Source organism: Silicimonas algicola, assembly GCF_003148765.1.
Lineage (GTDB): Bacteria > Pseudomonadota > Alphaproteobacteria > Rhodobacterales > Rhodobacteraceae > Silicimonas > Silicimonas algicola.
Map to the genome: position 1 here is coordinate 827,082 of NZ_QGGV01000001.1, position 26,584 is coordinate 853,665.

Here is a 26,584-nt window from a genome sequence, read left to right on the forward strand (position 1 = left end):
CGCCGCAGGGCGCCCCTGTCGCAGCGTCAGGTGGAGAGCGTCGGCCAGTGGTGGTGAAGATCGTCGATGACGATGGCATGACGGTGGCCGTCTCGCCCGTGCTCGCGCAGATGCGGGTGATCGGAGGGCAGGTCGGCATGGCTGTGGGGCAGGGCGTCCGGCTCGTCTGCCGGCCAGATCCTGATCGCGAGCGCGACGCCAACTGCAGCGATGAACGCCATCGCGAGGAAGGTCGGGTCAAGGCCGAATGTCACGCCAAGCCACCCCGCCAGGGGATAGGTGAGCAGCCAGCAGGCATGGCTGAGGGCGAATTGCGCGGCGAAGAGGGCGGGCCGATCCTCGGGCTGCGACGAGCGGCGCAGAAGCCGGCCCGTCGGCGTCTGGGTCAGGCTGTAGCCGAAGCCAAGCACGAGCCACAGCGCCATCAGCGCGGGGAGCGATCCCGCCAGGGGACCGAGCGCCGTTCCCGCCGCCAGGACCAGCGCTCCCGCAATCATCACGGGGCGATCCGGTCTTTTTTCCAGGACCCGGGGCAGGAGGAGAGCCGCGATCATCGACCCGCCTCCGAATGCCGCGAGCGCCAGGGCGACCTGCGCCTCCTCGAGGCCGAAGTCCGCCTTGACGATCACGACCGTGTTTACGATCACCATTGCGCCGGCCGAGGCCACCGCGAGGTTCAGGGCGAGGAGACCGCGCAGGCGCGGCGTCGCGAGATAGATGCGGATGCCGCGCGTCGTGCGGTCGAGGATGCCTCGCCGACGAACGGGTTTGGGGGACGGCAGCGTGGACGTGAGCACGAGAGCGGCCGAGGCGAGAAAGCCGATGACCGTCCCGCCGAAGAGGACGGGAAAGCTGACGACGGTCAAGAGGGCGGCGGCGAGCATGGGCGACAGCAGGCTTTCGAGATCATAGGCCAGGCGCGACAGCGACAGCGCCCGGGTATAGTCGGCTTCGTCAGGCAGGACGTCCGGGATCGTCGCCTGGAACGTCGGCGTGAACCCCGCAGACGCGGCCTGAAGCAGGAAGATCAACACGTAGATCTGCCACACCTCGTCCACGAACGGCAAAGCCAGCGCCACGACGGCACGGATCAGGTCGAGCGCCACCAGCATCGCGCGTCTCGGCACGCGGTCCGCGAAAGCCGAGGCAACCGGCGCGAGGGTGACATAGGCGACCATCTTGATCGCCAGCGCCGTGCCCAGGACAAGCCCGGCCTCCTCGCCTGCTATCTGCCAGGCAAGAAGGCCCAGCGCCACAGTCGCAAGACCCGTCCCCACCAACGCAATGACCTGCGCGGCGAAGAGGTGGCAGTATGTCCGGTTGGAAAGGATCGCGAGCATGTCGTGCCGATGATGCCGAAGCCGCGCCCGCGCGCAAGGTGAGTTCGAAAGGCCGCGCGTGACATGAAGGAGAGATTTGGAGGCGAGTACCGGAATCGAACCGGTGTGCACGGATTTGCAATCCGCTGCGTAACCACTCCGCCAACTCGCCGAAGGCCTTGTGTGATTAGGGTGGCGCGCGCGCGGCGTCAAGCGGATTGGAGGGGCGCAGCGGCTCCGGGAGACGAGCGGTCAGCCGGGGTAGCCGAAGACGCGGGGCAGCCAGAGGACGATGCCGGGAAAGAATATCATGGCGGCGAGTGCGACGATGAGGACGGCGAGGAAGAGCCAGATTTCGCGGATGATCTCGGCCAGGGGGATGCGGGTGACCGCGTTGATGACGAAAAGGAGGATGCCGTAGGGCGGGGTAATGAGGCCGATCATGCAGTTCACGACGGCAACCACGCCGAAGTGGACAAGGTCGATGCCAAGCTCGCGGCAGGTCGGCAGGAACAGCGGGATGATGACCAGGATGATCGTCGTCGCGTCGAGGATGCAGCCCAGAAGCAGGAGAAGCAGGTTTACCCCGAGCAGGAACACAAGCGGATACACATCGAGACCGACAAGCCGGGCCGCCAGGATGTTCGGAATGTTCTCGGAGGCCACGACGTAGTTCAGGATCAGCGCGCCTCCGATCACGAGGCCGACGGCTGCTGACGACCTCGCACTCTCGACGAGGATCGAGCCGAGGGCCCGCAGGCTGAGCGCGCGATAGAAGGCGGCGGCGAGGACGAGGGCGTAGAAGGCGGCGACGGCTGCAGCCTCGGTCGGCGTCGTGACGCCTCCGTAGATGCCGTAGAGCAGGATCGCGGGCATCAGAAGCGCGGGGAAGGCCGAGACGGCGCGGCGCGGAAGTTCCGACAGCGGGACAGGCTCCTCGAGCGCGAAGCCCCGGCGGTGCGATATCCAGGTATTCATACCCATGAGAACGGCACCCATCAGGAGACCGGGGACGATGCCGCCCAGGAAGAGGTACCCGATCGAGGTGTTCGACACGAGCGCGTAGAGCACCATCGGGATCGAAGGGGGAATGATCGGACCGATGGTGGCCGAGGCGGCCGTGATCGCGGCGGCATAGCCGCGTGTGTAGTGGCCGGACTTCGTCATCATTTCGATGATGATCCGCCCGATGCCGGCGGCGTCAGCGACGGCCGAGCCGGACATGCCCGAGAAGATCAGCGAGGCCACCACGTTGACGTGACCGAGGCCGCCCCGGAAGCGGCCGACGAGCGCCACGCAGAACCCAAGGAGCCTGTCCGAGATGGTGCCGGCGTTCATGATGTTCGCGGCGACGATGAAGAGGGGCACGGCCAGCAGGATGAAGCTGTTGTAGAGCCCGTCCATCAGGATTTTGCCGGCGAGACCGATGTCCTGCCCTGCGGCGGCCATGTAGACGATGGCGGACAGGAGGATGGCATAAGCGATCGGCATCCCGATGCCCGCCACGACAAGGATCGTCCCGAGGCAGAGGAGGAATTCGACGCTCATTCGTCGAGCCGTCCGGGCCCGTGGTGGACCTCTTTCGCGCCGGTCCCGCGGATGGCGCCCCAGGCGACCCACGCATAGCGCAGGGTGACGGCGACGAGGAACAGGATATAGACCGCGTAGATGTCGCGCATCCGGATCCAGTCTCCGAAGAGGCTGGAAAGGGTGGCCGTCTTCTTGAGGCGCAGGATGTAGAACTTCTCCCACGTCGGCAGGATGGACGCACCGAGGCCGATGACTATGGCGAGGCCGCCCAAGATCAGGAACCAGCGTCGCAGGCCGGGGCGGACGTGATTGAAGAGGACGTCGAAGGTGACGTGATCCTCGTCGCGGACGACGAAGGCGCAGCCGACGAAGATGATCCAGACCCAGAGCAGAAGGCAGAACTCGAGGGTCCAGCCGTAAAGGCCTGGATTGAAAAGCGGAACCGACTCCGCGATCCAGCCGAGCCGTGCGGTGTAGCGGACGGTGATCTGGAGGACGAACGTCAGGAACATCAGCGCCATCAGCGTGCCGACGAATGCCTCGGCAACCCGGCGCAGCACCTTGAGTGCAGCCATGTCCTCCCCCCTTTTCGTCAGGCGGGCGGCCCGAGAGCCGCCCGTCGTCGGTCAGTTGCCGAGCGCGTTGATCTGCTCGAGCACGCCTTCGGGCCAGGAGGCCGCGAATTCGGAGCCCTGGTACTGCTCCTGAACGTGGGCGCGGAAGGCGGCGAGGTCGGGCTCGTAGACTTCGAGGCCGTTCTCGGTGAGGAAGGCGACCAGCTCCTCTTCCTTGGCGAGCTGCTTCTCGCGTCCGGATTCGGCAGCGGCGTCAGCGGCTTCCTGCACGGTCGCCTGCTGCTCGGGCGTCAGCCCGTCCCAGACGGCCTTCGACAATGCGATGTAGTTCAGGTCGACGAGGTGCGAGGTCAGCGCGACCTGGCAGGTCACCTCGTAAAACTTCGCGTCGACGACCGTCGGGAGCGGGTTGTCCTGCCCGTCGACCGAGCCGGTCTGAAGTGCGGTGTAGATTTCGGTGAAGGCCATCGGCGTCGGGTTCGCGCCAAGCGCCTTACCAAGGAACTGCCAGGCGTCGGTGCCGGGCATCCGCAGGTTGATGCCTGCCAGGTCTTCGGGCGTCTGAACGTCCACCTCGTCCCTGCACTGGCGCAGGTTCACATGCCGGCGGCCAAGGTACATGACGGAGAGGAGCTTGACGCCAAGCTCGTCCTCGACCTTCTGCTTGAAGGGATCCATCAGTGCGTCGTTGAAGACGGCGACCTGGTGCGCGGCGTCCTGATGGACATAGCCGGCGGTGAAGATCGAAAATTCCGGGAAGAACTGCGCCAACTCCTGGGCCGAGGCGATGGACATCTCGAGGTCGCCCGAGGAGATGGCCTCGAGCTCGGAATTCTGGGCGATGAGCGAAGCGTTGTAGTGCGGCTCGTAGGTCGCGAACTCCGAGACCGCCGGGCCGAAAACCTCGGCCAGTGCGACGGAACGCTGGTCGGTTTCGGACGCGGGCGTGGACATGCGAAGCGTGATCTTGTCCTGCGCCGCAAGCGGGCCGGCGAGTATCGCCGTGGTCATCAGCGCCAGTGCGGCGCGCTTGAGTGTCAGTGTCATGGGTTCCTCCTCCGATATGATCCGGACTTTGCCGGGTTCTGGTTCACACTCCAAGCGCTCTTCGCTTGGCGCTGTCGATGTGGGCGTGGATGGCTTCGACCGTGCGTGCCGGATCGCGGGCCTCGAGCGCCTGAATGACGGTCAGGTGTTCGTCCATGACCGAAACGACGAGTTCGGGCAGCATTCGCGTGTCGGCGTTGCGGATCAGCCTGATCTTGATGGCGTTGACGCGGTGGATGTCCGAGATGATGCGGTTCTGCATGTGATCGACCACGTGGTCGTGGAACGCCCAGTCCATGCGCTGCGCGCGAGAAAGGAGATCCGGTGTCACCCCCTCGGTCGCCTCTCGGCGGATCGAGGCGTGGTCCTCGGCGATGCGGGCCAGATCCTGGTCGGCCGCAGTCTCACTGAAGCGCGCGAAGGCTTCGCCCTCGATGATGCGGCGAAGCTGGAAGGCGCTGCGGATGAGGTCGAGGTCGATGGCCAGCACCTGAAGCCCGCGCTTGGGCGAGGTGCGGATCAACCCATCGGCCTCGAGCCGGGGGATCATCTCGCGGATCGCACCGAGCGGCATTCCTGTCAGCTCTACCAATTCGCGCTGCGAGACGAACTGGCCCGGCTCGATGTCGCGCGCCAGCAGCTTCTCGGTGAAGCTGGAATAGGCGTGGTCGCGCAGACGGGTGTTCGCCTCGGCCATGTCAGGCGGCGCTGACGTCTGCCGGGAGGAGCGTGGCGCGGGCGGCGGCGTCAAGAGGGGCCAGCGGCGGGCGCAGGCGGTTCCAGCCCTTGTCGCCGGTCCGCGCGCTGATGAGGGTCTTGAGCGCGGCGACCACGGGGACCGAGACGACGCGCGTGACCTCTTCGGACAGGGCGGTATCTTCTGTTGCGGTCTCGACGATGCGCTTCATGCGGGCAGGGTAGAGGTTCGCCATGCCGGTGATCGCTCCCCCGGCGCCAAGTGCCATGGCGCGGTGCAGAAGCCGCTCGTCGCCGACGAGAACGGTCAGGCTGCCCAGGTCGAGGAAGGACCGCGCCGTGTCCCAGTTGCCGGAGCTGTCCTTGATCGCGCGGATGCGCTTCCCCGCCGAGCCGACGAGCCGGCCGACGAGGCCGGCCGAGAGCCCGACGCCCGAGACCTGCGGAATGTGGTAAAGAATGTACCGCGCTTCGGCGTCGGTGCGTGCGAATAGCTCCGAATGCCAGGCGAAGAGGCCGTCGTCGCTGTTGCCTTTGAAGTAGAAGGGCGGGAGCAGGAGGAAGTCCGACACGCCCCTGTCGCGTCCCTGCGCAACCTGCCGAGCGGCATCGCCCAGTGAGTTCGCACAGACACCCAGAACGATCTTCGAGGCCGGGATGCCCGCCGACAAGAGAGCGTCGATGCCCGCCTCGCGCTCGTCCATCGCGATCGAGGCGCCTTCGCCTGTCGTGCCGTAAAGGGTCACGCCGTCGGCGCCCTCGGTCATCAGCGTGCGGGCGTGTGCCCCGAGACGCGCGAGGTCGATGGCGCCGTTCTCCTCGAACGGTGTGAGGAGTGCTGTGGAAATGCCGAACATGAGCGAGTCGTCCCCCTGAATCGCCCTGATCCTAGGAGAACCTTCAGATATGCGCAACTGACATGTCAGATGTGCATACGATTGCCCCAGCGTCGGGGGCCCGTGTTCAAGGGGGTTCAGACCTTGAGATCCCGTTCCGGATGGTCGTAACTGGTCTCAGTCAAATGCAGCGGAGGTTAAGAACCGACATGAAACACCTTAACATACTCGCAAGTGTCGCACTCGCGGCGGGGCTCGCCGCCTCGACGGCAGGCGCGCAGGACATGGCCTTCTTCCGCATCGGAACGGGCGGCACGGCCGGCACCTATTATCCGATCGGGGGCCTTCTCGCCAATGCCATCTCGAACCCGCCTGGCTCGCGTCCCTGCGAAGAGGGCGGGTCCTGCGGCGTTCCGGGCCTCGTGGCCTCGGCGCTGTCGGCGAACGGCTCGGTCGCCAACATCAACGCAATCGCGGGCGGCACGCTCGAGTCCGGCTTCTCGCAGTCCGACGTGGCGACCTGGGCCTATACCGGCACCGGCATCTGGGAAGGAAAGCCGGCCGTCGAGAACCTGCGGACCATCGCGAACCTCTATCCCGAAAGCATCCACCTGATCGCCAGCGCCGACTCGGGCATCGCCGGCGTTGCCGATCTTGCAGGCAAGCGCGTGTCGCTCGACGAGCCGGGATCGGGCACACTTGTCGACGCCAAGATCATCCTCGAAGGCTATGGCCTGTCCGAAGCAGACATCCAGCCCGAATATCTGAAGCCCGACCAGGCTGCGGATCGGATGCGGGATGGCGCGATGGACGCGTTCTTCTTCGTGGGCGGCTATCCCGCGGGCGCGATCTCGGAGCTGGCGAGCCAGCACGACGTCAAGGTGATCCCGATCAGCTGCGAGGATGCGCCGTCGATCTGCGAGCAGTTCCAGTTCTTCGCGACCGACACCGTGCCGGGCGGCACCTACGAGGGCAATCCCGACGACGTGAACACGCTTTCGGTGGGCGCTCAGTGGATCACCAGCGCGGATCAGCCTGAAGACCTGATCTACGAGATCACGAAGGCCCTGTGGAACGACAACACCCGCAAGCAGCTCGACGCGGGCCATGCCAAGGGCAAGATCATCACCAAGGAGACCGCGCTCGACGGCATCGGTGTGCCGCTCCATGCGGGTGCCGAAAAGTTCTACAAGGAAGCCGGCCTGCTCCAGTAAGCCGATGCGGTTCGGGACGGCGTCCCGGACCCCGAGCCGACCGGAGGGGCCGCGAACCAGCGTCGCGGCCCCTTTCCTTTGCAAAGGCCGACAGGAGCGCAGCCGATGGTGGAGAACAGGAACGCAGTGGACGAGGACGTCCGCGAGCTGACAGCCGACGAGCTTCAGGCGATCGAGGAAGAATACGATCCCGAGTTGCGGTTCCGCGTTCTCGTCTGGCCGCTGGCGCTGGTCCTCGGCGCCGTCCTGTTCCTTCTGTCGTGCTATCACTACTACACGGCGGGCTTCGGCATCCCGCAGGCGACCGTCCACCGCGGCCTGCATCTTGGTGTGACCCTGATGGTCGTCTTCCTCAGCTTCTCGGCGTTTGGCAGGAAGGAACGCCCGCACAGCGTCACCTCGCCGTTCGGGATGCCGCTCCTTGACTGGGCGATGGCCATCGCAGGCCTCGTCAGCGCCCTCTACGTGCCCTGGATCTATAGCGATCTGGCGTTCCGCGTCGGGAACCCGCTGCCCATAGACGTCGCCATGGGCACGATCCTGATTGTCGTTCTGCTCGAGGCCGTGCGGAGGTCGATGGGCTGGCCGCTGCCGGTCATCGCCATTCTGTTCATCGCCTATGCCTACTTCGGCAAGTCGATGCCCGGCATCTTCGTCCATCCCGGCGCAAGCTGGTCGAACATCGTCAACCACCTCTACCTCACGTCTCAAGGCATCTACGGCACGGCGCTGGGCGTCATCGCGACCTACGTCTTCCACTTCGTCCTGTTCGGGGTGATGGCGACGCGGATCGGGCTGGGGCAGTTGTTCATCGACGTGGCTTCGGCTCTGGCGGGGCGTTATGCAGGCGGTCCGGCGAAGGTCTCGGTCCTGTCGTCCGCACTCCTCGGCTCGATCTCGGGCTCGTCCATCGCCAACACGGTGACGACGGGCGCGCTGACCATCCCGGCCATGATCCGCATCGGGTATCCCCGCCATTTCGCCGCCGCGGTCGAGGCCGCAGCTTCGACGGGTGGCCAGATCACGCCGCCCGTCATGGGGGCGGTGGCGTTCCTCATGATCGAATACCTGGGACTCCCGCTGACCACGATCCTGACGGCAGCGCTCGTGCCCGCGTTCATGCACTTCTTCGGCGTTCTCGTTCAGGTCCACCTCGAGGCGAGGCGGCTGGGTCTGCGGGGCCTGTCGCCCGAAGAGATCCCGAACGCCTGGCGCGTGCTGAAGGCCGGCTGGCTGTCGGTCTTGCCGCTTCTCATCCTCATCGCAGTCCTTCTGTCGGGCCGCACGCCCTTCGCGGCCGCGTTCTATTCGATCACGGCCTGCATTGTCGTCCTCGCCATACAGCAGGTCATGGCGTCTGGCATCGTCGGGGGGATCAAGGGCACGGCCCACGGGGTCTGGGAAGGGTTCATTCTCGGCGCGAAGCAGTCGCTGTCGGTGACCGCGGCCGCAGCGCTCGTCGGCGTCGTGATCGGTGTCGTGACGCTGACCGGGGTCGGTTTCAAGATCGCCTACATGGTGACGGGCATCGCGAGCGGCTGGGCGGTGTCGCTGCACGATGCGCTGACGTTCCTGCCGTTCGAGCTGATGACGGTGCCGTCGCTGACGCTGCTCTTCACTCTGATCCTTACGGCGATCGTGTGCATCCTGATGGGCTGCGGCATACCGACGACCGCCAACTACATCATCATGGTGGCAGTCGCCGCGCCGATCCTGGGGCTTCTCGGGGTTCAGCCCCTCGTGGCCCACTACTTCGTCTTCTATTACGGAGTGCTCGCGGACGTGACACCACCCGTGGCGATGGCGGCCTACGCCGGGGCGGGGATCGCCGGGGCGAATGCCTTCAAGGCGGGGAACACGGCCTTCCGTCTGAGCATGGGCAAGGCGCTTGTGCCCTTCGTCTTCGCGTTCCAGCCCGCGCTTCTGATCGTGACGGACGGGTTCACCTGGCCTGCGTTCCTTCTCGCCTTCACCGGTGCGGCGCTGGGGATATGGGTCCTCGCCTCTGCCGTGTCGGGGTGGCTCTTCGCGCCGATCCACTGGGTAGAGCGCCTGCTTCTGGTGATCGCCGCGCTTCTGCTGGTGGCGCCGAGCTTGCCCGCGACGGCCGTCGGGCTATTGCTCGTCGCACCGGTGGCGCTGCGTCAGCTTGTTCCCCGCTGGACCAGAGGTGCCGCAGCGGGTTGAGCGGGAGAAGCGGCTGGCGCCGCAGAGAACGGCGCTGGCAGTTACGTGAGATCTCAGGCGACGCGGACGTCAGACTGGCGAGCGTCGCGGAACGACACCAGTTTCTGGTGCCTCTCGTCCCAGAGCTTGAGCTTGATCGACGACAGGCTCTGCCGCACCGAAAGCCGCTGGACCTGGTCGAGATCCGGGTGATCGCGCAGCACCTCCGTCAGCCGATAGAACGGCACCCGGCTTTGCAGGTGATGGACGTGATGGACGCCGATGTTGGCGGTCATCCACTGCAGAGGCTGCGGAAGGATGTAGTGCGAACTTCCATGCGCCGCGGCGTGATGAAGCTGCCAATCCTGCTCTTCCTGCCAGACGGTATCCTCGAACTGGTGCTGGACGTAGAACATCCAGACGCCGATGGCGGCGGCGAAGAACGTCGTGGGAAGCCACAGGAAGACGACGGGCGCGACACCGACGGTCCAGACCACAAGCGCCAGGAGGCAGACGATGGCGATGTTCGTCCCCATGGCGCTGATCCAGACCCGGCGGCCGCCGACGCCCAGAGGAACGCGATGCTGGCAGTAGAACAGCCAGGCCGGACCGACGAGGAACATGATCAGCGGGTTTCGGTAAAGACGATAGCTCAACCGCCCGGTCCAGGACCGACTTCGATACTCGTCGACCGTCAGCGTCATCACGTCGCCGATGCCGCGCCGGTCGAGATTGCCCGACGAGGCATGATGCAGCGCGTGGGTGGTCTTCCACACGTCATAGGGCGTCAGCGTCACGACGCCGAGGACGCGCCCGACCCAGTCGCCGAGCCTGCGGTTGCGGAAGAGCGATCCGTGCCCGCAATCGTGCTGGATGGCGAAAAGGCGGACGAGGAAGCCCGCGTTGACGATGGAGATCCCGATCGCGAGCCAGACGCTGACCGAGAGGCTGGCCCAGGCGAGGACCCAGAGGGCCATCAGGGGAACGGCCGTCACCGCGATCTCGAAGGCGCTGCGCCGGTGCGACGGCTCGCGATACTTGGACAGGATGCGGACCCATGTCCGCGCGTCCGTTTCAGGCATGACGGCATCGCCATCCTGCACCGCACTCTGAATTGTCATGCTGCTATGGTATCCGATTTCTGACGCGGGTGGCGGGTTTCTTCGCGGCGGCCTTTGCCCTGGGGGTCTCGGAGGCCTCGCGTTCCAGCCTGGACTTTCGAAGCCGCTGCGTTTGCTTGTCGCGATCTTCGCGCTCAGCCTCGATGATCGACCGCGCGACGCGATTGGTTTCGGTGGCGCGCGCATCGAGCTTGGATGGCGCGCGCGGACCGCTCTTCGCCGTTTCGGTCGGCATCGAATTCTCCCGTTCGCCAGTTAGGAAGGGTGTCCGCGGGAAGCGGACCGTTCTCGACATGAACCATAACCGCTCCGACCTGAAGAAGATATGCCGTCAAAGGAGAGAATTCACCCCCACCCGGACATGAGGCGGTGAATTTGTATCATGGGTGCCCGGTCAAAACCGTGATATAGGAGAAAACGCGATAACCGTCGCGGACAATTTCCTGCGTTCAGAGTCGATGTTTCGACGGAGTGATTCAGGCAGACAGGACAGGACGGCATGCTGGAAAGACGCGGCTTCCCGATCGAGATGATCTACGTCCCGGCGAAACGGCTCAAGACGCTTGAGCCCGACAAGGTCACGGCGCTCGCGGAAGACATTCTCACGAACGGCCAGACGACGCCGATCCGATTGCGGACCGACGGGCAGCGATTCATCCTGATGGAAGGGCTGCACCGGCTCGAGGCGATGCGTGCGCTGGGCGAGCAATCCATCGACGGATACCTGGTGGGCTCGCGTCTTCACTGACGCCGATAAGACGAACTCGCACCGCATCGCATTCGCCCGGCATAAACGCTTACGTCACCGCGCCGGCAACGGATCACTTCACGAATGCCTGACGAGACAGCGCCCCATGGATGCTGTAGGAGGGACGGGCCGCAACTCCTTGCGTGCCTTGGCAACTTTGGGGGCCGCCTGAACCGCACATGTCCTTGCTGAAACAGGTTCTTGTCACCGTAGTCCTTGTCGCTGTCGCCGTGTGGGGCCTTGCGGCCTACGTTCCGGCGTCGCACCCGATGCTGGACCGGCTTGGTCTGCTTGAACGCCTAGGGATCGAAGCGGAGGCGGCCGTCGCGACCCAGGGCGGCGGCGGTCAGGGCAGGGGCGGCGGCGGGCCGGTGATTGTCATCGCGAAGGCCGTCGAAGAAGCCAGCCTTTATGACGAGATCACCACCATCGGGGACGGCAGAGCGCTGCGCAGCGTGGCGATCCTGCCGGAAGTCGCGGGCAACCTGTCCGCTGTCAACGTGCAGTCCGGCGATTACGTGAACGAGGGCGACATCCTTGTGACGATGGACGACGCCAGCCAGCAGATCGAGCTGGAGCGCGCCCGCTTCGTGGTCGAGGACGCGCGCGAGGCGCTGGAAAGGGTCAATGCGCTGGGAGGCACGGTGTCGCGGATCCAGCGCAGCAGCGCCACGCTTGCGGTGCAAACGGCAGAGCTGGACCTGAGAGAGGCGCAACTCGAGATCGAGCGGCGCAAGATCGTGGCCCCGATCGCCGGCTGGCTTGGCATCATCGCCCACACGGTCGGCGACCAGGTGACGCCCACGACCGAGATCGCGCAGATCGACGACCGCTCGGAGATCGTCGTCGAGTTCAGGGTGCCGGAGCGCTTCGTCGCCCAGATCGAACCGGGCGACGGGATCCGCGCCACACCTCTCGCCCGGCCCCAGCTGGAGCTGGAAGGGCGCATCACGGCGATCGACAACCGCGTCGATTCCGATAGCCGGACGCTGCGTCTCCAGGCCTCGCTCGCGAACGCCGACGACATGCTCCGGGCCGGGATGGCGTTCCGCATCACCCTGTCGTTCACGGGCGATCCGTTTCCGACCATCGATCCCCTTGCGATCCAGTGGGGCAGCGACGGCCCCTTCGTCTGGGTGATCCGCGAAGGCAAGGCAGAGCGGCAGAAGATCATGATCCAGCAGAGAAACAGCGACACCGTTCTCGTCGGAGGCGGGCTCGAGGTCGGCGAGCAGGTGGTAACCGAGGGCATGCAGAACCTACGGCCTGGCACGGAGGTGACGGTTTTGGGGGACGACGCCGCGCTGAAGGGGCCGGCGCCGGGCGCCGTGACCCGGGGATAGGGCGATGGCCGTCAGCGCGCAGTCCGCTCTCTCCTCAAGCACCGCGCTTTTCGTCAGGCGGCCGATCCTGGCTTTCGTGCTGTCGTCGCTGATCGTCCTTGCCGGGCTTGCGGGGCTTTTCGGCGCAGAAGTCCGCGAGTTGCCGGACGTGGACCGTCCGGTGATTACGGTCACGACAGAATTCTCCGGCGCCTCGCCCGAGACCGTGGACCGCGAGATCACGGCCCAGATCGAGGGCGCCGCGGGACGGGTGGCCGGGGTCAAGTCGATCTCGTCGAGTTCGCGGTTCGGCCGCAGCCGGGTGACCGTCGAGTTCGGCGACGACGCCGACCTCGACGTCGCCGCGACCGATATGCGGGACGCCATCGGACGCATCCAGAACGCGCTTCCCGACGGAGCGGAGGACCCGCGGATCGTGAAGGCGGACGCCAACGCCGAAGCGGTGATGCGGATCGCGGTCACCTCGAACCGGCGCACCGCGCAGGAGCTGTCCCAGTTCGCCGAGGAGGTCATCGAGGATCGGCTGATCTCGGTCCCGGGTGTCGCGGACCTGCAGGTGTACGGCGACCGCGAATCAGTTTTCCGCGTCGACGTCGACCAGATGCAGCTTGCGAGTCGCGGATTGTCCCTCGCCGATGTCAGCACGACGCTGAGAAACGTGGCCTTCGACGCGCCCGCGGGCGCCCTCAACTCGAGCAGCCAGAGCATCGTCGTCCGGACGACCGCGACCGTGTCGAGCCCCGCCGAGTTCGAGGCACTGGCGATCCGGGACGGCGTCACCGTGGGCGATGTGGCGACCGTCACGCTTGGCCCCGCGCCGGGCGAAAGCGTGCTGCGCGCCAACGGACAGACGGGCCTTGGAATGGGGATCATCCGGCAGGCCCAGAGCAACACGCTGGAAATCTCGCAATCGGTGCGGGCGGTCGTGGACGAGTTGCAGGCGATCCTGCCCGACGACATCAGCGTCTTCGTAACCAGCGACGACGCGGTTTTCATCAACGGCTCGATCCGCGAGGCGCTGAACACGCTCGGCATCGCCGTCGCCATCGTCATCGCGATCATTTTCGTCTTTCTCCGGGACGTCCGCGCGACGCTCATCCCTGCCGTCACGCTGCCGGTGGCGCTGGTGGGCACACTCGCCGCGATCTACATGGTCGGGTTCTCGGTCAACATCCTGACCCTGCTGGCGCTTGTGCTGGCGACGGGCATGGTCGTCGACGATGCCATCGTGGTGCTCGAGAACATCGTGCGGCGACGATCCGAGGGCATGGGCGCGCGGGCTGCGGCGGTCCTCGGGACACAACAGGTGTTCTTCGCGGTCGTCACCACAACGGCGACGCTGGCGGCGGTGTTCATCCCGCTGTCGTTCCTGCCCGGCCAGACCGGGGGACTTTTCCGCGAGTTCGGCTTCACCCTCGCGATGTCGGTGCTCCTGTCGTCGGTCGTGGCACTGACCCTGTGCCCGGTTCTGGCAAGCCGGCTGCTGAAGGGCCATTCGGGCAAGGCGGAGGCACGGGGACCGATGATCTGGCTCGGCCGGAGGCTCGCGTCGCTTTACGCGCTGGCGCTGCGCTTCTGCCTCGCGATGCCACTTCTGGTCATCGTGTTTTCAATCGGGTTCGCCATCGTGGCCGCGCTGTCGATGGGCGGCATCCGTCAGGAACTCACACCGCCGGAGGACCGTTCGCTCGCACTCCTTCGCGTCTCGGCGCCGCAGGGCGTGTCGCTTGATTACACGGCCGGCAAGATGCGCGAGATCGAGGATCTGGTCGAACCCCTGCGCGCGTCCGGCGAGGTCACCAACGTCTTCTCCATCGCCGGGACTGGATCGGACAACAGCGGCTTCATGGTGATGTCGCTGGCGCCGTGGGAAGAGCGCAGCCGCAGCCAGCAGGAGATCGTGGGTCAGATCAACGGAATGGTGGGGGAGGTCATCGGTGTCCGGGCCTTCGCGATCCAGCCCAACTCGCTTGGCATCCGGGGTGCGGGACGGGGGCTGACGGTGGCGCTGACCGGCAACAACTACCAGAGTCTCGCCGATTCCGCTCAGGCCATCATCGACCGGATGGAGGAAAATCCGGCCTTTGGCCGCGTGTCGCTGGGCTATGAGACCACGCAGCCGCAACTGTTCATCGAGGTCGACCGCGACCGCGCCTCGGACATCGGCGTGAACATCGACGGTCTGGGCGAGGCCCTTCAGGCGGTGCTCGACGGCCGGACGGTGGGCACCGTCTTCATCGACGACCGCAGCTTCAGCATCAAGATGGTGTCCACGTCCGACCCGGTGAACGATCCCGGCGACCTCGAGCGCATCTTCGTCCAGGCTGGGAACGGCCAGATGGTGCCGATCTCGAGCTTCGTCACGCTGCAGGAACGCGCCGTCGCACCGGAGTTGAGCCGCGAAGCGCAGATGCGCGCCGTCGAAATCTCGGCCACGCTCACACCCGAGCTATCGCTCGGCGACGCCTATTCCGCCGTGCAGGAGATCGCCGACGAGGTGCTGCCGGAACAGCAGCGGATCGTTCCTCTCGCCGAGGCAGCCACCCTATCCGAGACGTCTTCGGGTCTGTTCGTCACCTTCGGCTTCGCCTTCCTCGTCGTGTTCCTGGTCCTCTCGGCGCAATTCGAGAGCTTCGTCTCGGCGATCATCATCATGGCCACCGTGCCCCTCGGTCTCGCCTGCGCGGTATTCGCACTTCTCATCACCGGCGGCAGCCTCAACGTCTACAGCCAGATCGGGCTTGTGCTGCTGATCGGCATCATGGCGAAGAACGGCATCCTGATCGTCGAGTTCGCCAACCAGCTTCGCGATCAGGGCCAGTCCGTCAGGGACGCGATCTTCGAGGCTTCCACCGTCAGGCTCCGTCCCGTGATGATGACGATGGCTTCGACGGTGCTGGGTGGAGTGCCGCTGATCTTTTCGTCCGGCGCAGGCGCAGAGGCACGCGAGGCGCTGGGGTGGATCATCGTGGGCGGGCTTGGACTTGCGACGCTGTTCACGCTGTTCCTGACCCCCGTCGCCTACCTCGTCTTCGCGCGGTTGTCGCGACCGAAGGCCGAGGAGGAGGCGATCCTCGTGAGGGAGTTGGGGGCGGCGACCGGCGGCACGCCGGCGGAGTGAGCTTCCCTAGCTAATGGGATCGAGACCGCAGGCGGTGAAGGTCGGCGCGGCGTCCTCGCGTCGCAGGAACTCGAGGAACGCCTCGGCCGCTGGCCGCATCCCCTCGTCGAGGCCGTAGGCTGCGCCGAAGACGAAGACGCGCGCGAAGTCCGGGGGCAGGGGGCCGACGATGGTGATGCCCGGAATCGGAAGCAACTCGCTCATCTGCTGGAAGCCGAGGTCCGCGTCGCCTCGTGCCACGACGCGGCCGACACGCTCGGAAAAGATCGTGCGCGCCTTGTCCTTCATCTCGTCGGCGATGCCGAGGGCGGGAAAGACTTCCGTCGAGAGATAGATGCCGCTGGCGCTGGCGGCGTGCGCAACCGATCCGGCGGCCAGGAGCGCGTCCTTGAGCCGGGCGGAGGTCGAGATGTCGGGAACGGGCGCGCCCTCGCGGACGGCCGCCCCGATGCGCGACGCGACGAGCGGGACGAAGTCTTGAGAGACGAGACCGTCCCGCGAATACCGGGCGTGCGCCGCTTCGGCCAGAAAGTAGAGATCGAAGCGCTCGCCCTTTGCGAGCCGGGTCGGGATCGAGTCGTGCGCCTCGCCCAGGGACGAGCCGTAGGAGACCTCCACCTCGCCATCGTAACCGGGCAAAAGCGTCTCGATCGGGGCCGCCTGCGCGCCGGAGGTGATGATGCGCAGAGGGCGGGGGGACGACGCGGTCGGACTCATCTTCGATCCTTGAGGGAGAGGGTCAACGGTGCTCGCTGTACCAGCCATAGGTCGACCGCAGGCCATCGTCGAGCGGGATGCTGGAACGCCAGCCCAGTCGTGCGAGACGCGAAACGTCGAGGAGCTTTCTCGGTGTGCCGTCGGGTTTCGACGGATCGACTTCGATGCGTCCCCTGAACCCCGTCACCGCGGCGACCTTCTCTGCCAGTTCTAAGATCGAGACGTCCTCGCCGGAGCCCACGTTGATGTGGCTGAGGCGGGGCGAGGTCTCGCGGTCGTATACCTCTTTCGGCAGCGCGTGAACGAAGAGCGCGGCCTCGGCCATGTCGTCGACATGGAGGAATTCGCGTCGGGGGGTGCCGCTGCCCCAGATCACGACCTTGTCTCGCCCGTCGCGTGCCGCTTCGTCAAATCGGCGTATGAGGGCGGGAAGAACGTGGCTGGTCTCGGGGTCGAAGTTGTCGCCGGGACCGTAGAGGTTCGTCGGCATGACGCTGCGGTAGTCGGTGCCGTGTTGCCGGTTGTAGCTTTCGCAGAGCTTGATGCCGGCGATCTTGGCGATGGCGTAGGGCTCGTTCGTCGGCTCGAGAGGCCCGGTCAGAAGCGCGTCTTCGGCCATCGGTTGCTCGGCGAGGCGCGGATAGATGCAGGACGAGCCGAGGAACAGGAGACGCCGGACGCCCGCAGTAAAGGCCTCGTGGATCACGTTGGCCTGGATCATCAGGTTCACGTAGAGGAAGTCGGCGGGATAGCAGTCGTTGGCCTGGATGCCCCCGACCTTTGCGGCGGCGAGGATGACCTCGTCGGGACGTTCGGATTGCATGAAATCGCGCACGGCCGCCTGGTCGGTCAGATCGAGGTCGGAATGGCTTCGGGTGAGGACCTCTGCCTGTTCCACGTCGAGACGGCGGAGGATGGCGCTGCCCACCATGCCCTTGTGACCTGCAAGAAAAATGCGTGCCATGTCCTGACCTTCAGTTCTCGACCGCGACGGGCAGTTCATAGCCGTTGGCCTTCAGGAAGGCGTGGCGCCTCGCGTCGGCGAGGTCCTGCGCCACCATCTCGGCGCACATGTCTCGGGCGGTGATCTCGGGCTCCCAGCCGAGGTCGAGGCGGGCCTTGCCGGGGTCGCCGAGCAGCGTCTCGACCTCGGCTGGGCGGAAGTACTTGGGATCGATCCGCATGATGATGTCACCCGGCGCGACGGCGGGGGCCTTGTCCCCCCGGACGGACGTGACGCGGGCGACCTCGGTGAGCCCGGTGCCTTCGAAGGCCAGCGCGAGGCCCAGTTCCTCTGCCGTCCAGGTGATGAAGTCGCGCACAGAATGCTGCTTGCCGGTCGCGATGACGTAGTCGGATGGCTTGTCCTGCTGCAGCATCATCCATTGCATCCGCACGAAGTCCCTTGCATGGCCCCAGTCGCGCAGCGCGTCGATGTTGCCCATGTAGAGGCAGCCTTCCAGCCCCTGGGCGATGTTCGAAAGCCCACGTGTGATCTTGCGGGTGACGAATGTCTCGCCCCGGCGCGGGCTCTCGTGATTGAAGAGGATGCCGTTGCAGGCGTACATCCCGTAGGCCTCGCGGTAGTTCACCGTGATCCAATAGGCATAGAGCTTCGCCACGGCATAGGGCGAGCGCGGGTGGAAGGGCGTCGTCTCGGTCTGAGGCGTCTCCTGCACGAGGCCGAACAGTTCGGACGTCGACGCCTGGTAGAAGCGCGTACGCTTTTCGAGGCCGAGGAAGCGGATCGCCTCGAGCAAGCGCAGCGTGCCCATGGCATCGACGTCCGCAGTGTATTCCGGTGCTTCGAAGCTCACGGCGACATGGGACTGGGCGCCGAGGTTGTAGACCTCGTCCGGGGCCACGTCCTGGAGGATGCGCGTCAGGTTCGAGCTGTCCGTCAGGTCGCCGTAGTGCAGGCGAAGCTGGGGGTTCGTCTCGTGCGGGTCCTGGTAGATGTGGTCGATGCGCTGCGTGTTGAACATCGAGGCGCGGCGCTTGATCCCGTGGACCTCGTACCCCTTTTCGAGGAGGAGTTCCGCGAGGTACGAGCCGTCCTGCCCTGTGATGCCTGTGATGAGCGCGCGTTTCGTCATGATGTCAGTCTCTTCCGGGGAGAAATTGATGCAGTTTCGAGACGTTCTTGAGGGCAAGCGTCCCGAACCCTCCCGCACCGTTTCGCCTGATGGCGATGTAATCCTCGCGGCTCTTTCGCAAGACGTTCGCGAGAGAGCGGTTGCTGGCGCCCCCGACCCGCATCCGGGTGAAGACCGTTGGAACGTAGGCGAGCCTGATCCGGCCCGCAATCATCCAGCGGAGCATCGCGTCGTAGTCGGCAGCGATGCGGAGGTCAGGGTCATAGAGGCCATGGGTCTCGAAGACCTGGCGACGAAGGAAGAGCGTCGGATGCGGCGGCATCCAGCCCCGTCTGAGCTTCCGAGGCGTGTAGGGGCCCGAGCGCCAGCGGCGGATGATGCGGGACGGGTCCTCGGCCGAGACGTAGTCCAGGTCTCCGTAGACGCCGTCGACGTCGGGTCGGAAAGCTGACGCTACCGCCTCCAAGACGTCGTCCGAGGCGAAGAAATCGTCGGAGTGGAGAAGGCCGATCACGTCGCCCGTCGCGCGGCGGATGCCCCGGTTGATGGCGTCGTAGATGCCGCCGTCGCGCTCGGACACAAGGTCGGTTTCGGGACCCTCGAGGCGTCGGACGAGGTCGAGGGTACCGTCCGTGGAGCCTCCGTCCTGTATGACGTGCTGGTGGACCGGACGCGTCTGGGCGCGCAGGCTGGCTATCGCGTCCTCGATCGTCCCGGCGCGGTTGTAGACAGCCGTGAGGATCGAGATGGTCGGACGGGGGCCTTCGCCCGCGCTGCTGTCCGGCCTGTCGGTCATTGTGCGACGGGCTCCTTGCGCCGGCGCCGGAGCGCGGCGCGAAGCAGGAGGCCAAGGCTGGTGCCCACGACCATGCCGACCAGGTTCGACAGCAGATCCGTCCATTCGGCGCCACGCGCGAAGGCCGGCTGGACCACTTCGATGACGAAGCCAAAGAGAACGAGGCCGAGCAGGCCCCATTTGAGCCGCGGCCCGAGCCAGAGGCCGTGAGGGAAGGCGAGGACGGCATAGACGGCCACATGCGCCAGCGCGTTGCTGCCGTAGGAGGGCAGCGGCGAGACGACAGGACCGAGCATCGGGTAGAGCGTGGCGAACGGCGGCAGCAGGAGGGCCGGCCAGAGAAGCCAGGAGGGCGGCGTGCGAAGGAGCCGGAGGATGGCGGAGAGAAAGGTCAGAAGAAGTTCGCCTTCGATTGCTTCAGGAAGGCATGGGGGAAATGACGGAGGTGCGCAACCTTGGGGGCTGCATGACTATGGTTGGCTGCTCATTATCGGCAGTTCGATTCGGTGGGCGGGCGGGAACTGGAGGGCAAAAGGTGAAGAACAGCCCCATCCAACGTACCGCCATGAATCTCGCCAGCGACCTTGGCAAAACGTCGCTGCTGCCCGAGGCCATCCTGACGCGCCGACCGACGAACCGCTCCGCTCAGGCTCGTCGTCCGCGGTCACTGAAGCGGTCCAGATGTCGCCACTCGTCCCAGACGGTACTGTCAGATCAATTAGCCGGAAACGCCCGTTCCCGCGCCATCCGCTGTGGGGTGGACGCAAAGAATTTTCTGGGAAAGGCCTCGCAGAGCACGTAGCAGAAGAACAATCAGGCACCAGTTAGTCCACCAAATGAGTTTAATCTGTCATCCGGGATAACCGCTACTGGCGCGTCTAGGGCTTGACCAAAGCGGATACTCTGACAGAGCCGACAAGGTCATCCCTGCTCTCCGCGCCGCACGGTTTCGCGGGATAGGGGACGGCAGTTGTAGGAACACCGCGCCGCTGGTGAACTTCGAAACAATCTAACAGATTTGGCCGTATTCTGGCCATGTTCGACACCTAGTGCGTAGCGTACCAGATTTTAGAAAGGCTGATCGCAATGCAACCGGGAATCCTTGTCCTGGTCGGAATATCCGCGCTTCTGGTGCTCGTCGGCACTCAAGTTTCACTTGGTATCTTTACAATCGACGAAGCAGTCTACCTTCAGGGCGCGGATACCTTTCGTCTGACCGGTGGGTTCGTCTTCGACAACGGCATTGAGAGGTTCCTCTCACAAGATCTGACTTGGGCGGGGTTCTTACCCTACGGGCCCAACGGGCAGACCACGCAATATCCGCCTGGAATGTCAATTCTGGGCGGCTGGCTGCTGAGCGCATTCGAGTTGCGCGGACTCCTGTTTCTGAACGTATTTGCGACGGTGGGCAGTCTCTTCGTCACACGCGCCCTGGCTCGTTTGCTCTTCGACGACCAGCAAATCGCCCTTGCGGCCAGCCTGCTCTTTCTGCTGGGAACCTTCGTTGCAGAATACGCCTTCGCCTACTGGCCGCACATGCTATCCGTATTCGCGGTCAATCTGAGTCTTTTACTCTTTCTGAAGGCGCTCCTTTTCGGGAACTGCGTTTTTACGCTTAGCGCCTTGTCTGGTCTGGTTCTGGGGATGGGACTGCTCTTCCGAATCGACACAATTTTACTGCTACCGGTCATCGGCCTCCTAAACCTTCTATTCGTCCGGCGCTGGCAAGAATTCGTGGGGATCACTCTTGGCGGCATGGTCGGGCTCGCGGGTCCGGTGGTTCTTCTCGCGGCAATCAACAGCCAACGCTACGGCACATGGAATCCGCTGAGCTATGGTCCATCTCAAGATGGAGGAGTATCGATCTCAAGCTACGGCTCCCAGTCAGTTGTCTTTCTAGGCCTCGGTGCGGGATTCGTGGCTACAAAGCTCCTCGGCGCGCGCGTGCCGGTTGACGTTCGGGGTGGGCTTTTGCTCGCTGTAATGGCGCTATGTGCGCTTCTAATCCCCGAGTTGCGGGGTGTTCTACTGGCCTATGGCAAAGGGGTACTCGATCTCATCATCAACGCTGCCTGGATCATCGACAACCGGGGCGGCGTGGTTCCCGGCATAGAAGGCACACTTCTTTTCTGGGGGCTTTCGAAAAAGGCGCTGGGCCAAAGCCTGCCCTGGATCGGCGTTCTACTGGCGCTTGTCGGCCTAGCCTGGAATGATAGACGAAAGAGCATCCTTATCCTCCTCTTGTTGATCGGGGTCTGGACCTTCCCTTTCCTCGTCCAGACCTGGCACGGAGGGCTGGGGGCAAACATGCGATATTTTCTGCCGCTACTGCCTGCGCTCTCCATTCTCGCCACGTGGGTCACAGGCCGCTTGCTAGCCGATCCGGCAATCTCAGCACGTCAGGGGCGACGCCTTCTGCTGGTCGGCGGGGTTCTTGGAAGCATGACCGCCTTTCTCTGGATGCAGCACGCTGAAGGTGGTCTCGCCAGCGCGCATCAAAACTTCTCGACCTATGTCTTTGTCGCCGTAGCCATAGCTAGTTTCCTGACCGGCGTTTTCGCTTGGCCCGGATTGCGAAAGGGCGTGCTTCTGCTGGTCGGAATCGGGATAGGCACTGGGGTCTTCAACGGGATGACGGATACTTACATTGGTCAGTTGCGCCGCGCAGCTGCCGACGCCTTGCCTGATCTGACAGCGGGCTATGACGTCCCGGTCCTGATCTTTGACAGACTTTACAGGAGCGCAATGGTAACGCCCGATCAGTATGTAGCCATCCCGAGTGGCGCCTACTACCTTCCAGACCCGGTCCTAGTATTGGCGGCCATAGATGCCGAATTGCGGGTGGTCATGCCGGAAAGCATGGGCCGGATCTTTACCAAAAGCTATTCCGCCTTTAAAATCGACGGCGTTCCTCACGGCGAGGACCCGATGGTGGATATCACCCGGTCCGCTTCCTTTGATCCGGTGATCGGAGCCGACTATCCACTCCTTCACCGCTGACGGTACTGTTCCAGACTCGAAACATTCTTCGCTCTACGTCATAATTCTGCCTAGAACGAGCGACAAAACACGCGGCGACGCAGGTAAGGATCCCGCCTATGCATCTCATTGTGCAGATCCCGGCTCTCAACGAGGAAGAAACCCTCGCTATGGCGATCAGGGCGATCCCTCGCGTGATCCCGGGCGTCGCCACCGTGGAGGTGCTGGTTATCGACGACGGCTCGACCGACCGCACGGTCGAGGTAGCGCGCGAGGCAGGTGCAGATCATATCCTTAGGATGGCTTCGAACGTGGGCCTCGCCCGGGCCTTCACCGCTGGGATCGAAGAAGCCCTCGCGCTCGGCGCCGATATCATCGTGAACACCGATGCCGACAATCAGTACGACGCAAGGGACATTCCGGCGCTCATTCAGCCCATTCTCGATCGTGAGGCGCAGATCGTCGTGGGTGCCCGCCCAATATCCGAAATTGAAAGCTTCTCGCCCGTCAAGAAGACTCTGCAGCGCCTTGGAAGCTGGGTCGTACGGCAGGCCAGCGACACCAATATCCCCGATGCGCCGTCGGGCTACCGCGCCTACGCACGGGACGCAGCCGCCCGGCTCTGCGTCATCAACACCTATACCTATACGCTCGAGACCATAATCCAGGCGGGCCGCAAACGCATCCCCATTACCTCGGTGCCGATCAGGGTGAACACGGTCACGCGGCCGTCGCGCCTGTTCAGGAGCATGCGGGCATACATCCTGCGGTCAGCCAATACGATCCTGCGCGTCTTCGTAATCTACGCGCCTCTAAGGTTCTTCTTCACCGTGGCGGCGATATTCGCGGTCCCCGCGCTCTGGGCCATCGCCCGATTCCTCACTTTCTATTTCATGGGCCATGGGGCAGGGCATATCCAGTCGCTCATTCTCGCTGCCGCCCTTATGGCCATGGCCACCGTCTTTCTCGCCGTGGGCGTCCTCGCCGACCTCATCGCAGCCAACCGAAGCCTTCTCGAGGATATCCGCGCGCGCGAACTTCTGCGCGCACCTCAATCGCGTAGCGAGTTGACCCGACACCGGGCGGCGAAACTTGCTGATGCGTCGTGACGACCGAACCGCCAACTCCCGTTCTTGCCGACCCTGCGGACATCGGCCCCTCCCGGAAACCGGTGCTGGCGCGACCTGTTGTCTTCTGGGGCACCTACGATCTTGGAAAACCGCGGACCCGCATCCTGCGCGATAGCCTTCGGGGGGTCGGGGTCGAGGTCGTCGAGATCCACGCAGACATCTGGTGTGGTCACGAAGACAAAAGTCAGGCAGGGACGGCGACGATCCTGATGGTCCTTTTGCGCGCGCTGTTGGCGTACCCCGGTCTCGCCATTCGCTATCTCAGAGCGCCTGCGCACGACGCCGTCATCGTTCCTTATCTCGGCCAGTTCGACGTGCTGTTCTTCACACCACTCGCCTGGCTTCGAAGAAAGCCGGTGATCTGGGATATGTTCATTTCGCTTTACGATACTGCGGTTTGCGATCGGAGGATGATCCGCGCGTCCAATCCGATTGCATACGGATTGTGGGCGCTGGAAAGGTGTGCCTGCCGCGCCGCCGATCTCGTGCTGCTCGACACTCCGACTCATGCGCGACGCATTGCTGATCTTTTCGGTCTTGGAGCGATACAAACCGATGCCGTTCCGGTCGGCGCGGAACCTGGTGTGTTTGGGCGGATCCCGCCGCACAAGCCCCACGACGGTCCGACCCTTATCCTTTTTTACGGGCAGCTCATTCCGCTCCACGGGATCGAAACGATCCTGAAGGCCGCTCTTTCTGAGCGAGGGCGGGAGCATCGCTGGCACATCATCGGCACTGGTCAAGACAGTTACCTGGTCGAGGCGGCCCTAGCGGCGGGCACCGCACCACATGTTACATGGGAGCGCTGGCGCTCCTATAACAAGCTGATCGGCGCCATCGAAAAAGCGGATGTCTGCCTCGGAATCTTCGGCGCCTCCGAAAAGGCAGCATCAGTCGTGCCGAACAAGGTCTATCAATGCCTGATGGCCGGCCGGACAGTTATCACCCGCCGCTCCGAGGCGATCTCTGAGGCATTCCCAGTTTCGCACCCCAGTCTGGTCCAGGTAGCGCATTCAGATCACGTCGCGCTTCTGGACGCCATTGACGAGGCAAGAGGGAACGACTTTCCCGCGATTCCAGAAGACTATGTGGCCGCCGCCCGGCCCGAGGACATCGGTCGTCAGCTCGTCGTCCTGATCTCAAATATCTGCGAAGGCACGTCCGCATATGCCCAATGATCTGAGGCAGACCATGACTTCAGGAGAAGGCGAAGTTGTCTGGCACGCGGATTTCGGGCCCGCCATGCCGAAACAGAACTGGATCCCCGCGCCGCGCTTTCTGCTTCGCCGTGACCGGATCAGGCGCCATTTGCGCGACGTCGCGCCCTGCCGCGTGATCGACATCGGGTGCGGCCCGGCGAGTATTCTTTCCGAACTGGCCGTCCGCGGTTTTGACGCCGTGGGCGTCGACCGATCCATTGATGCATTGGGGCTCGCCCGAAATCTTATATCTGCCGAGCGGCCGGTCACGCTTGAACCGAAGCTTCGGCCGGAGTGGAAGGAGAGTTTTGACCTTCTGTTGTCCTTCGAGGTTATTGAGCATCTCGAAGACGACGTCGGCGCCATGCGGGACTGGGCAGCGTATCTGCGCCCCGGTGGGCGCCTTCTGCTGTCGACGCCGGCGCATCCGGATCGCTGGAACGCCGCGGATGAATGGGCCGGCCACGTGCGCCGGTATGAACGTGACGGGCTTATCAGGGCCGTCACCGACGCGGGCTTCACGGTAGAGACCGTCGAATGCTACGGATTTCCGCTCGCCAATGTCATGGAGGTCCTGCGTGCGCGGGCTTATGGCAAGGTGCTCGAGCGAAAGCGCCGGACCGCCGCATCGGCCGAAGCTCTCACTTCTGAAAGCGGCAGCGATCGGAGCGTAGAGTCCAGATACTGGAGCATTTTGTCCTCGAAACCGGTGGTTCTTCTCATGAAAGCCATGTGCCAGCTTCAGAGACCGTTCCTGCGCACAGATCTGGGAAACGGTTATCTCGCTCTTGCGCGCAAGGATTGAGCGTTGGCGCACAAACTCCGCTACCTTGGAACGGCACTCGCCCTTGCGTTCATCGGCTACGTCATGTGGGGCGGCATAGGCGATTTGCCCGAGGTGGACCTTCGCTCCACCTCGGCGCTTTCCAAAATCGCTCTGGCGCTTCTAGCCTATGCCCTGTCACAAGTGATCGGAGCCCTCGCCTGGCGGTGGATCCTGAGCGTCTGGTCCGTTTCCCTTGCACCAGGCCGAGCGGAAAGCCAGCACCTTGTGTCGCAAATCGGCAAGTACGTGCCCGGAAACGTTGGACAGTTCGTCGGCCGTTTTGCTCTCGCCCGGCAGGATGGAGTGCCGTTGCCGGTCATCGGTCTGGCGACGCTTTTCGAGATCGGGCTGCTGATCGGCACCGGCGCGCTTCTGGTGGTTGGGTTCGCCACGTGCCTGCCGGGCTATGCTGACGCACTTCTTTCTTCGACCACGATCCCCGACTTCGGTGAGGCCGTCTGGATCGTACCCGGTCTGGCCGCCTGCGCTGCGATCGTTTCAGGAGGGGTCTTGTTTCGCGAAATGCGCCGCCAGCATTTGCCCGCCGCTCGTCCGGCAAGGTTCGCCGTGCCGGTCCTTCTCTACGCGGCCGGCTTCACTGTGCTCGGCATCTCCCTGTCTCTCGTTTCGGCCGTTGTTGCGCCGGACACCGGGGTCTCGGTCGGCTTCGCCACAATCCTCTTTGCAGTGGCCTGGATCGCAGGATTCGTCATGCCGGGCGCGCCGGGCGGGGTCGGCATCAGAGACGGGATTCTCGCCGTCGGTCTGGGGCTTGTGGTGGGCGACGGGGCAGGGTTGGCCGTTGCCCTCCTGCATCGCAGCGTCACCACAGTTGGGGATGTGGGCATTTTCGGGGTCGGCTGTGTCGTGCGCCGGAGTACTTAGCGGCTGTCAGGTACTGTCATTTGTGGACGGCTCCGGTTTTGCAAGGGGTTTCATAAGCGCCGTGGATCGAAAGCTGGTGCGGTCATTTGCCCGGCCTGTGCGCGCGGAGTCTTATTGAGCACATTCCGATTTCCGTCGATAGTTCGCAATTTGATGTTCATTGCTTGTGCAGGCGGCGCATAAAAGCGGCGGTTCAAGGTCGCGATGGGGCCGCGCTTGGCCCCTACTCCTCGCTCGCGG

At 64.4% G+C, this 26,584-nt stretch carries 23 protein-coding genes and 1 tRNA gene; 10 read left to right on the forward strand and 14 right to left on the reverse strand.

The genetic code is table 11. The features are described from left to right. Positions 1-26: 26 nt before the first annotated feature. The 7 genes from C8D95_RS04215 to C8D95_RS04245 form a co-directional block, all read right to left on the reverse strand. Positions 27-1,340: an MFS transporter gene (locus C8D95_RS04215; protein ID WP_109757851.1), complete on the reverse strand. Its 1,314-nt coding sequence runs from the start codon at positions 1,338-1,340 to the stop codon at positions 27-29. Between the two features lie 77 nt (positions 1,341-1,417). Then, positions 1,418-1,491: transfer RNA gene (locus C8D95_RS04220), tRNA-Cys, on the reverse strand. 80 nt (positions 1,492-1,571) lie between these two features. Further along, the gene (locus C8D95_RS04225; protein WP_109757852.1) at positions 1,572-2,867 is read right to left on the reverse strand and encodes a TRAP transporter large permease; all 1,296 of its coding nucleotides are present in this window, start codon (positions 2,865-2,867) and stop codon (positions 1,572-1,574) included. Beyond that, positions 2,864-3,424, reverse strand: a complete 561-nt coding sequence (locus tag C8D95_RS04230) for a TRAP transporter small permease (RefSeq protein WP_109757853.1) — start codon at positions 3,422-3,424, stop codon at positions 2,864-2,866. Before C8D95_RS04230 ends, C8D95_RS04225 begins: the two co-directional genes overlap by 4 nt. Before the next feature lie 51 nt (positions 3,425-3,475). Beyond that, entirely contained in the window at positions 3,476-4,471 is a 996-nt protein-coding gene (dctP, locus tag C8D95_RS04235) for a TRAP transporter substrate-binding protein DctP (protein ID WP_109757854.1), read from the reverse strand. A 43-nt stretch (positions 4,472-4,514) separates the two neighbouring features. After that, on the reverse strand, positions 4,515-5,168 hold the full coding sequence (locus tag C8D95_RS04240; protein ID WP_109757855.1) for a GntR family transcriptional regulator: 654 nt from the start codon (positions 5,166-5,168) through the stop codon (positions 4,515-4,517). Between the two features lies 1 nt (position 5,169). Further along, entirely contained in the window at positions 5,170-6,024 is an 855-nt protein-coding gene (locus tag C8D95_RS04245) for a dihydrodipicolinate synthase family protein (RefSeq protein ID WP_109757856.1), read from the reverse strand. 188 nt (positions 6,025-6,212) lie between these two features. Here C8D95_RS04245 and C8D95_RS04250 point away from each other — a divergent pair, with 188 nt between their 5' ends. Together C8D95_RS04250 and C8D95_RS04255 are read left to right on the forward strand one after the other, a co-directional pair. After that, positions 6,213-7,217: a TAXI family TRAP transporter solute-binding subunit gene (locus C8D95_RS04250; protein ID WP_241239812.1), complete on the forward strand. Its 1,005-nt coding sequence runs from the start codon at positions 6,213-6,215 to the stop codon at positions 7,215-7,217. A 105-nt stretch (positions 7,218-7,322) separates the two neighbouring features. Next, entirely contained in the window at positions 7,323-9,404 is a 2,082-nt protein-coding gene (locus C8D95_RS04255; protein ID WP_109757858.1) for a TRAP transporter permease, read from the forward strand. Positions 9,405-9,457: 53 nt separating this feature from the next. Here the strand turns inward: C8D95_RS04255 and C8D95_RS04260 are convergent, their stop codons facing one another. Further along, on the reverse strand, positions 9,458-10,504 hold the full coding sequence (locus C8D95_RS04260) for a fatty acid desaturase (RefSeq protein WP_109757859.1): 1,047 nt from the start codon (positions 10,502-10,504) through the stop codon (positions 9,458-9,460). A 4-nt stretch (positions 10,505-10,508) separates the two neighbouring features. Further along, positions 10,509-10,739, reverse strand: coding sequence for a hypothetical protein (locus tag C8D95_RS04265; protein WP_109757860.1), 231 nt, complete (start codon positions 10,737-10,739; stop codon positions 10,509-10,511). A 264-nt stretch (positions 10,740-11,003) separates the two neighbouring features. Here C8D95_RS04265 and C8D95_RS04270 point away from each other — a divergent pair, with 264 nt between their 5' ends. The 3 genes from C8D95_RS04270 to C8D95_RS04280 all read left to right on the forward strand — a co-directional run bounded on the left by C8D95_RS04270 (position 11,004) and on the right by C8D95_RS04280 (position 15,716). Beyond that, the gene (locus C8D95_RS04270; RefSeq protein ID WP_109757861.1) at positions 11,004-11,252 is read left to right on the forward strand and encodes a ParB N-terminal domain-containing protein; all 249 of its coding nucleotides are present in this window, start codon (positions 11,004-11,006) and stop codon (positions 11,250-11,252) included. A gap of 179 nt (positions 11,253-11,431) precedes the next feature. Then, positions 11,432-12,595 carry an efflux RND transporter periplasmic adaptor subunit gene (locus C8D95_RS04275; RefSeq protein ID WP_109757862.1) on the forward strand — a complete coding sequence of 388 codons (1,164 nt, stop codon included), beginning with the start codon at positions 11,432-11,434 and terminating at the stop codon, positions 12,593-12,595. Positions 12,596-12,599: 4 nt separating this feature from the next. Next, a complete protein-coding gene (locus C8D95_RS04280; RefSeq protein ID WP_109757863.1) occupies positions 12,600-15,716 on the forward strand; it encodes an efflux RND transporter permease subunit in 3,117 nt (1,038 codons plus the stop codon). Between the two features lie 6 nt (positions 15,717-15,722). Here C8D95_RS04280 and C8D95_RS04285 read toward each other — a convergent pair whose 3' ends face one another. The 5 genes from C8D95_RS04285 to C8D95_RS04305 are packed head-to-tail and all read right to left on the reverse strand — an operon-like array spanning position 15,723 to position 19,621. Beyond that, complete coding sequence (locus C8D95_RS04285; protein ID WP_164721577.1) at positions 15,723-16,433, reverse strand: substrate-binding domain-containing protein; 711 nt, start codon at positions 16,431-16,433, stop codon at positions 15,723-15,725. Between the two features lie 22 nt (positions 16,434-16,455). Beyond that, complete coding sequence (gene fcl, locus C8D95_RS04290) at positions 16,456-17,397, reverse strand: GDP-L-fucose synthase (protein WP_109757865.1); 942 nt, start codon at positions 17,395-17,397, stop codon at positions 16,456-16,458. 10 nt (positions 17,398-17,407) lie between these two features. Next, positions 17,408-18,529, reverse strand: coding sequence for a GDP-mannose 4,6-dehydratase (gene gmd / locus C8D95_RS04295; RefSeq protein ID WP_109757866.1), 1,122 nt, complete (start codon positions 18,527-18,529; stop codon positions 17,408-17,410). 4 nt (positions 18,530-18,533) lie between these two features. Next, entirely contained in the window at positions 18,534-19,325 is a 792-nt protein-coding gene (locus tag C8D95_RS04300; protein ID WP_109757867.1) for a glycosyltransferase family 2 protein, read from the reverse strand. After that, a complete protein-coding gene (locus C8D95_RS04305; protein ID WP_109757868.1) occupies positions 19,322-19,621 on the reverse strand; it encodes a VanZ family protein in 300 nt (99 codons plus the stop codon). The genes C8D95_RS04300 and C8D95_RS04305 overlap by 4 nt, the downstream gene beginning before the upstream one ends. A gap of 790 nt (positions 19,622-20,411) precedes the next feature. On the opposite strand from C8D95_RS04305, the gene C8D95_RS04310 reads away from it, so the two are divergent. The 5 genes from C8D95_RS04310 (at position 20,412) to C8D95_RS04330 (ending at position 26,344) form a co-directional block, all read left to right on the forward strand. Next, positions 20,412-22,325 carry a hypothetical protein gene (locus tag C8D95_RS04310; RefSeq protein WP_109757869.1) on the forward strand — a complete coding sequence of 638 codons (1,914 nt, stop codon included), beginning with the start codon at positions 20,412-20,414 and terminating at the stop codon, positions 22,323-22,325. A gap of 98 nt (positions 22,326-22,423) precedes the next feature. Continuing rightward, the gene (locus C8D95_RS04315; protein WP_109757870.1) at positions 22,424-23,413 is read left to right on the forward strand and encodes a glycosyltransferase family 2 protein; all 990 of its coding nucleotides are present in this window, start codon (positions 22,424-22,426) and stop codon (positions 23,411-23,413) included. Beyond that, positions 23,410-24,612: a glycosyltransferase gene (locus tag C8D95_RS04320; protein ID WP_126918501.1), complete on the forward strand. Its 1,203-nt coding sequence runs from the start codon at positions 23,410-23,412 to the stop codon at positions 24,610-24,612. The genes C8D95_RS04315 and C8D95_RS04320 overlap by 4 nt, the downstream gene beginning before the upstream one ends. Beyond that, positions 24,602-25,438, forward strand: coding sequence for a class I SAM-dependent methyltransferase (locus tag C8D95_RS04325; RefSeq protein ID WP_126918502.1), 837 nt, complete (start codon positions 24,602-24,604; stop codon positions 25,436-25,438). The genes C8D95_RS04320 and C8D95_RS04325 overlap by 11 nt, the downstream gene beginning before the upstream one ends. Before the next feature lie 3 nt (positions 25,439-25,441). Continuing rightward, positions 25,442-26,344 carry a lysylphosphatidylglycerol synthase domain-containing protein gene (locus C8D95_RS04330; RefSeq protein ID WP_109757872.1) on the forward strand — a complete coding sequence of 301 codons (903 nt, stop codon included), beginning with the start codon at positions 25,442-25,444 and terminating at the stop codon, positions 26,342-26,344. The last annotated feature ends 240 nt before the right edge of the window (positions 26,345-26,584 follow it).

Coding starts and splice junctions, on each gene's coding strand:
- C8D95_RS04215 (WP_109757851.1), bottom strand. CDS start 1,340: ATGCTCGCGATCCTTTCCAACCGGACATACTGCCACCTCTTCGCCGCG.
- C8D95_RS04225 (WP_109757852.1), bottom strand. CDS start 2,867: ATGAGCGTCGAATTCCTCCTCTGCCTCGGGACGATCCTTGTCGTGGCG.
- C8D95_RS04230 (WP_109757853.1), bottom strand. CDS start 3,424: ATGGCTGCACTCAAGGTGCTGCGCCGGGTTGCCGAGGCATTCGTCGGC.
- dctP (WP_109757854.1), bottom strand. CDS start 4,471: ATGACACTGACACTCAAGCGCGCCGCACTGGCGCTGATGACCACGGCG.
- C8D95_RS04240 (WP_109757855.1), bottom strand. CDS start 5,168: ATGGCCGAGGCGAACACCCGTCTGCGCGACCACGCCTATTCCAGCTTC.
- C8D95_RS04245 (WP_109757856.1), bottom strand. CDS start 6,024: ATGTTCGGCATTTCCACAGCACTCCTCACACCGTTCGAGGAGAACGGC.
- C8D95_RS04250 (WP_241239812.1), top strand. CDS start 6,213: ATGAAACACCTTAACATACTCGCAAGTGTCGCACTCGCGGCGGGGCTC.
- C8D95_RS04255 (WP_109757858.1), top strand. CDS start 7,323: ATGGTGGAGAACAGGAACGCAGTGGACGAGGACGTCCGCGAGCTGACA.
- C8D95_RS04260 (WP_109757859.1), bottom strand. CDS start 10,504: ATGACAATTCAGAGTGCGGTGCAGGATGGCGATGCCGTCATGCCTGAA.
- C8D95_RS04265 (WP_109757860.1), bottom strand. CDS start 10,739: ATGCCGACCGAAACGGCGAAGAGCGGTCCGCGCGCGCCATCCAAGCTC.
- C8D95_RS04270 (WP_109757861.1), top strand. CDS start 11,004: ATGCTGGAAAGACGCGGCTTCCCGATCGAGATGATCTACGTCCCGGCG.
- C8D95_RS04275 (WP_109757862.1), top strand. CDS start 11,432: ATGTCCTTGCTGAAACAGGTTCTTGTCACCGTAGTCCTTGTCGCTGTC.
- C8D95_RS04280 (WP_109757863.1), top strand. CDS start 12,600: ATGGCCGTCAGCGCGCAGTCCGCTCTCTCCTCAAGCACCGCGCTTTTC.
- C8D95_RS04285 (WP_164721577.1), bottom strand. CDS start 16,433: ATGAGTCCGACCGCGTCGTCCCCCCGCCCTCTGCGCATCATCACCTCC.
- fcl (WP_109757865.1), bottom strand. CDS start 17,397: ATGGCACGCATTTTTCTTGCAGGTCACAAGGGCATGGTGGGCAGCGCC.
- gmd (WP_109757866.1), bottom strand. CDS start 18,529: ATGACGAAACGCGCGCTCATCACAGGCATCACAGGGCAGGACGGCTCG.
- C8D95_RS04300 (WP_109757867.1), bottom strand. CDS start 19,325: ATGACCGACAGGCCGGACAGCAGCGCGGGCGAAGGCCCCCGTCCGACC.
- C8D95_RS04305 (WP_109757868.1), bottom strand. CDS start 19,621: ATGCTCGGTCCTGTCGTCTCGCCGCTGCCCTCCTACGGCAGCAACGCG.
- C8D95_RS04310 (WP_109757869.1), top strand. CDS start 20,412: ATGCAACCGGGAATCCTTGTCCTGGTCGGAATATCCGCGCTTCTGGTG.
- C8D95_RS04315 (WP_109757870.1), top strand. CDS start 22,424: ATGCATCTCATTGTGCAGATCCCGGCTCTCAACGAGGAAGAAACCCTC.
- C8D95_RS04325 (WP_126918502.1), top strand. CDS start 24,602: ATGCCCAATGATCTGAGGCAGACCATGACTTCAGGAGAAGGCGAAGTT.